At 73.7% G+C, this 5,455-nt stretch carries 6 protein-coding genes; 1 reads left to right on the plus strand and 5 read right to left on the minus strand.

Features of this window, described 5'->3' with window-relative positions; translation table 11 throughout:
• The 3 genes from FAF44_RS51755 to FAF44_RS51765 form a co-directional block, all read right to left on the minus strand.
• Positions 1-1,422: RtcB family protein (locus FAF44_RS51755; protein ID WP_237110871.1), on the minus strand; the 1,422-nt coding region annotated here is incomplete at its 3' end.
• 282 nt (positions 1,423-1,704) lie between these two features.
• Entirely contained in the window at positions 1,705-2,547 is an 843-nt protein-coding gene (locus tag FAF44_RS51760) for a universal stress protein (RefSeq protein WP_237110872.1), read from the minus strand.
• A gap of 380 nt (positions 2,548-2,927) precedes the next feature.
• Complete coding sequence (locus tag FAF44_RS51765) at positions 2,928-3,392, minus strand: MarR family winged helix-turn-helix transcriptional regulator (protein ID WP_237110873.1); 465 nt, start codon at positions 3,390-3,392, stop codon at positions 2,928-2,930.
• 64 nt (positions 3,393-3,456) lie between these two features.
• Between FAF44_RS51765 and FAF44_RS51770 the strand changes: the two genes are divergently transcribed.
• Positions 3,457-3,672, plus strand: coding sequence for a hypothetical protein (locus FAF44_RS51770; RefSeq protein WP_237110874.1), 216 nt, complete (start codon positions 3,457-3,459; stop codon positions 3,670-3,672).
• Positions 3,673-3,694: 22 nt separating this feature from the next.
• On the opposite strand, the gene FAF44_RS51775 is transcribed toward FAF44_RS51770, so the two are convergent.
• Together FAF44_RS51775 and FAF44_RS51780 are read right to left on the minus strand one after the other, a co-directional pair.
• Entirely contained in the window at positions 3,695-4,486 is a 792-nt protein-coding gene (locus FAF44_RS51775; protein ID WP_237110875.1) for a class I SAM-dependent methyltransferase, read from the minus strand.
• A 40-nt stretch (positions 4,487-4,526) separates the two neighbouring features.
• A partial coding sequence (locus tag FAF44_RS51780; protein ID WP_272896206.1) for a CBM35 domain-containing protein occupies positions 4,527-5,455 on the minus strand: 929 nt, incomplete at its 5' end.

Genomic DNA, 5,455 nt, shown 5'->3' on the forward strand with positions numbered 1-5,455 from the left:
CCCCTTGACCACACCGACAGGCGCCAGTTTGGCGACCTTCCTGGCCAGCCCCGCCAGCTCGCACGCCCCCACCACCGCGTCCACGTCCTTGTACGCCTGCGGCGTCTCCTCCGTCAGCCCCCGCGCCGACGCGCCCCGCACCGCGATGCCCGCCGCGTCGAGCTCGGCCCGCAGCCTGGCCGCCGTCGTGCTCCTGAGCGCCTGATGGCGGCTCATCCGCCGCCCCGCCCCGTGACAGGCGGACGCGAACGCGGGCCCGTCCGGCGCGCCGGCCAGCACGTACGAGCCCGCCCCCATCGAGCCGGGCACCAGCACCGGCTGCCCGACCGGGCGCAGGTCGGGCGGCAGGTCCTCATGGCCGGGCGGGAGCGCCAGGGTGGCGCCCTTGCGGTGCACGCACAGGCGGCGCGGACGTCCCTCGACGTGGTGGGTCTCCAGCTTGGCCAGGTTGTGCGAGACGTCGTACAGCAGGCGCAGGCCGCCGTCCCCGGTGGCGCGCTCGAAGGCGCGGCGGGCGGCCTGCCCGAGGAGTTGCCGGTTGGCCCGGCCGTAGTTGGCGGCGGCGGCCATCGCCGACAGGTACGCCCGGCCCTCGGGCGAGGAGACCGGCGCGCAGGCGAGCTGCCGGTCGGGCACGCTGATGCCGTACCTGGTCATGGCCGCCTCCATGGCCCGTACCGAGTCGGTGCACACCTGGTGGCCCAGGCCGCGGGAGCCGGTGTGGATGAGCACGCAGACGCGGCCCGGCCACAGCCCGTACGCCCGCGCGACGTCCTCGTCGAACACCTCGGAGACCGCCTCCACCTCCAGGAAGTGGTTGCCCGAGCCCAGGCTGCCGACCTGCGCGAACCCGCGTTCCCTGGCCCGGACGCCGATCGCCGACGGATCGGCGTCCGCGACGGCGCCGTGGTCCTCGCAGCGCTCCAGGTCCTCGGGTTCGCCGTGGCCGCGCTCGACCGCGTACCGGGCGCCGCCGGCCAGGATCTCCTCCAGCTCGGACCGGCCGCGCAGGTGCCACACCGCGCCCTTGCTCATCCCCCGGGGGACGAGGGCGTCGAGGGCGTCCATGAGGGCGTCCAGGCGCGGGCGCAGTTCGTCGAGGTGCAGGCCGGACAGCAGCAGCCGGACCCCGCAGGAGATGTCGAAACCCACCCCGCCGGGCGAGACGACACCGTCGAGCTCGACGTCGGTGGCCGCCACGCCGCCGATCGGGAACCCGTACCCCCAGTGCATGTCGGGCATCGCGTAGGACGCCTCGACGATGCCCGGCAGCGCGGCCACCGCCGCCACCTGGCCCAGCGCCTGGTCGGCGGCGAGGTCGGGCAGCAGGTCGGCGGTGGCGAACACCACGCCGGGCACCCGCATCGGCCCTTCCGGGTCGATCCGCCACCGGTACGGCGTCTCCTCCACCAGCCTCGTCATCGCTCGCCCCCTCCCCTCCCCCGGCTACCCTGCGGCGCTGCCCGCATGCCCCGGCGCCGGGGCATGATGGCGGGACGGTGCGCATCGAAACGCCGTGGGGCCCCTGGGACGCCGCGCCGCTCGGCGAGGTCGTCGCGCTGCGGCCGTGGGCCGCCCGCTGCCGACGATCCTGGGTCACGTGCTCCACGAACGGGGTGATGCACCGACGCGATCAACCGGCTGGGTCGCGGCCGGCAGGCCCGGCGTTCGCCGAGCCTGCCAGAACCCACGCCATGGCCGAGGTCAGGTGCGGACCACCGCGACGGGGCAGTGGGCGTGGTGGAGGACGCTGCGGCTGACGGAGCCGAGCAGCATGGAGCCGATGGCGCCGCGGCCGTGTGAGCCCGCCACGAGCAGGTCGGCCCGGCGGGAGGCGTCGGTGAGGGCGTCCACGGGGTGCGCCTCCCGGAGGTCCTCGACCACCGTCACCTCCGGGTACTCCTCCCGCAGCGGAGCCAGCCGCTCGCCCAGCAGACGGCGTCCGGCCGCGCGGATCTCGTCCACGTCGTACGAAGCCTCGGGCACGTACGCGGGCACGGGAAGCTGCCAGGAGTGCACGGCCCGCAGCGTGCCGCCACGCAGCCGCGCCTGCCGGAAGGCGTGGTCGAGCGCGGGGGCGCACTCGGGCGAGTCGTCCACCCCGGCCACGATCTCGCCGTGTTCCGGCCCCTGTTCCCCGCGCACCACCACGACGGGGCAGCGGACGTGCCCGGCCACGTGCATGCCGACCGAGCCGAGCAGGGCGCCCGCGAACCCGCCGAGCCCGCGGCTGCCCACCACCAGCTCCGTGGCGTCCTTGGCCTGGTCGCGCAGGACGGCGGCGGGCGCGCCCTCGGCCTCCTGGGTGGTGACGACGACGCCGGGCCGGCGCTCGTGCACGAGCGCCTCGGCCTCGCGCAGGATCTTCCGCCCCGCCTGGACCAGGGGGTCCGGCAGTTCCGGGTCGGCGGATCCGACCATCTGGTACGGCGTGCCGTCCACGGCGTGCACGATCCGCAGCGGCTCGTCCCTGCGGGAGGCGTCACCTGCCGCCCACTCCACGGCGGCGTGCGAGGCCACGGAACCGTCGGCTCCTACGATGATCATGTCGTCCTCCTTCGTCCTTCCCATCGCACCTCGTCCACGCCGCCGATGCCAGGGCCGGAGGTCGTTCGCGGGGAGGACGAAGGACCCTGAGGCGAGTTCGGGCACGTCCGTGCGCGAGGGGAGTCTTCGGGACAGACGGGACACCCGCCGAGGCGACCAGGGGCCCGGCCCGGCCGACCGGGCGCTCCATCTGGCCTTCGTGACATCGTGACTGCCGGTCACCGCCACCGATCCGCCGCCGGCCGGAGCCGCCGTGGGGATGGGATCTTCCGCGCCTCGGCGGGTGTCCGTGTTCATGATCCCGGGACGGCGTCCACACGCCGTAGAGCCGTTGGTCCTCGTACCGGACGGACTTTCGCCCCATGGGGACGGGTGGGAGCTCAGTCCTCGGGGACGCCCGCCCGGCGGGCGGCGGCGATCACCCGTGTCAGGGACTCGTGCAGGCCCTGCAGCTCGTCCAGGCTCATGCCGAGCCGGGCCACGATGGCGGGCGGGATCTTCTCCGCCTGCGCCCGCAGCGCGCGGCCGGTGGGGGTGAGGGTGACGGCGAGGGCGCGCTCGTCCTTGCTGCTGCGCTCACGGCGGAGGTAGCCGAGCGCCTCCAGCCGCTTGAGCAGCGGGGACAGCGTGCCGGGGTCGAGCTGGAGCAGCTCTCCCAGCTCCTTGACCGACAGCGGCTCGTCCTGCCAGAGCGCGAGCATGACGAGGTACTGCGGGTGGGTCAGCCCCATCGGCTGGAGCAGCGGCCGGTACAGCGCGATCACGCTGCGCGAGGCGACGCTGAGGGCGAAGCACACCTGGCGGTCCAGCGCCAGGAGATCTGTCGCCTCTGTCACAGGCTCCATCGACGCGCACCTCCATCACCCTCTGGTAGCTTACTTGGTGTACAAACTATTAGCCTACAAACAGTTGCCGTGCAAACGACTGGCGATGGAGGACTTCCCCGTGTTTCACCGCAAGCCGCTGGAAGAGCGCATCGCCGAGCGCCAGGCCAAGTTGCCCCCGCTGAAGGAGGGCAAGCACTTCGAGCACGGGCCGGCCAAGTTCGTGTTCGTGTCGCTGCTCACCATCGTGGTGCTCGTGCACGTCGTCGGACTGGCCGTCGTCATGCACTTCTACTCCTGACGGCCCACGCCCGGCGGCGGCCTCAGCGGCGGCGGCAGATCATCAGCTCGGTGGTGGGGCTCTCCCGCAGCAGGCGGACGAGGCGGCGCTCGAGCGGGTGCAGCAGCGATCCGGCCAGGCCGCCGGTCCGCTCGTTCAGGGTGACCGCGCGCAGCACCCCGCCCCACAGCTTGCGCCAGACGGGCGACGCGTCGACCTGGGCGTTCATGAGCACGAGCATCGGCATCCGGCGCATCACGTCGAACCCGGCGTCGTCGAGCGCCTTCGTGATCCACGGGAGCGTGTGGTTGACCTGGTGGTCGCCGCGCTGCTCGGGCCGGCGCAGGAAGTTCTCCGACAGCACGAAGATCCCGCCGGGACGCAGCGCCTCGCCCACCGAGCGCAGCGCGGCCCGGTAGCGGGTGTCGTCGGTGATGTGGAAGAGCATGTCCATGGCCGAGACCGCGTCGAACGAGCCCGGTTCGAGCACGTCACCGGGCTCGGCGATGTCCAGCTCGTGGAACTCGACCTCCGGGAAGCGCCCGCGCAGCCGCTCCACCGCCGCCGAGGTGAGGTCGCAGCCGACGATCGACTTCACGCCCAGCCCCTGCCAGCGGCGCACGTAGAAGCCCGTGCCCGAGCCGACGTCGAGGACCCGGGACTCCGGCAGGCGCAGCGGCACGGTCGCGACCTCGCGGTCGAAGACCTCCGCGCGGACGCGGTAGATCCACGTGTTGAAGGCCCGGCCGAGCGCCGCGTAGCCGACGCCGCTCTCGGTCCAGTCGGACTGCAGGCGCTTCTCCCAGAAACCTTTGAGTTCACCATGCGTCTTCATCCACGCAAGGTTAACGGTAAGGACGCCGGGCCGCCCGCAGTCAGACGATCTCGACGTGGTCGAGCTCGGCCCAGCGGGTGTGATGCTGGAAGCGCACCGTGTTCCAGCCCTTCGACAGCGGCAGCGAGGCCGTGACCCGCCGCCAGACGTCCCAGCCGTGCTGGGGGTAGCCGAGGGTGAAGACGGTCGAGCCGTTCACGGTCACGGTGTGCTGCGCGTCGCCGTAACCGGCCGCGTAGGTCACGAGCGCGGTGTACCGGCCGGCGCGCGGCGCGTACACGCGGAGATCGACCCAGCTATCGGCGTGGTCCAGCCCGGCCACGACCGCGCCCTGCGACGCGCCGGCGGCCCCGGGACGGACGCGCGCGTTGCTGACCACCCCGGCCTCCGCCTCGTAGCGGATCCGGCGGTCGGCCGCGTCCCCCGCCGCGGGCGCGGCGTCGAGGGTGCGGCTGCCGTGGAAGGTCTCGCCCGTGACGCGGTAGTCGTGCGCGGCCTCGCCGGCCCGGTGAAGGGGGCCGACGTCGAGGGTGTCGGCGACGGTCCAGACACCGTCGATCTGCTGCTGGACGACGTAGGCGAACTCGTTGAAGTCCCACGCCGAGGAGATGAACGTGTTGACCACGGCCAGCGAGCTCTGGCCCACGGTCACGGAGGGCGGCAGGTCCAGGCGCTGCTCGGCCCAGCCGTCGACGTCGTCACGTAGCGGCTGCCACTCCCCGGCCGGGGAGCCGTTCACGCTGACGGCGGCGCGCTGCCGGTCGATCCCGGCGTCGAGGCGGCGGACCAGCCGTACGGGCGCGCCGCCGGGGTCGATCCGCACGGTGAACCGGCTCGACCCGCCGGGGCCGAACGCGCGGCCGTCGTCGGTGACCCGTCCGCGGCCCATCCAGGCGGTGACGCCGCCGGCCACGGCCAGCCCGACGCCCAGCGCCGACACCACCACCGCCCACCGCCTCCCTTTCCGCC

The sequence above is a fragment of the Nonomuraea sp. MG754425 genome (genome assembly GCF_021699195.1).
Classification (GTDB): Bacteria; Actinomycetota; Actinomycetes; order Streptosporangiales; family Streptosporangiaceae; genus Nonomuraea.

Coding starts and splice junctions, on each gene's coding strand:
- FAF44_RS51775 (WP_237110875.1), bottom strand. CDS start 4,486: ATGAAGACGCATGGTGAACTCAAAGGTTTCTGGGAGAAGCGCCTGCAG.
- FAF44_RS51760 (WP_237110872.1), bottom strand. CDS start 2,547: ATGATCATCGTAGGAGCCGACGGTTCCGTGGCCTCGCACGCCGCCGTG.
- FAF44_RS51765 (WP_237110873.1), bottom strand. CDS start 3,392: ATGGAGCCTGTGACAGAGGCGACAGATCTCCTGGCGCTGGACCGCCAG.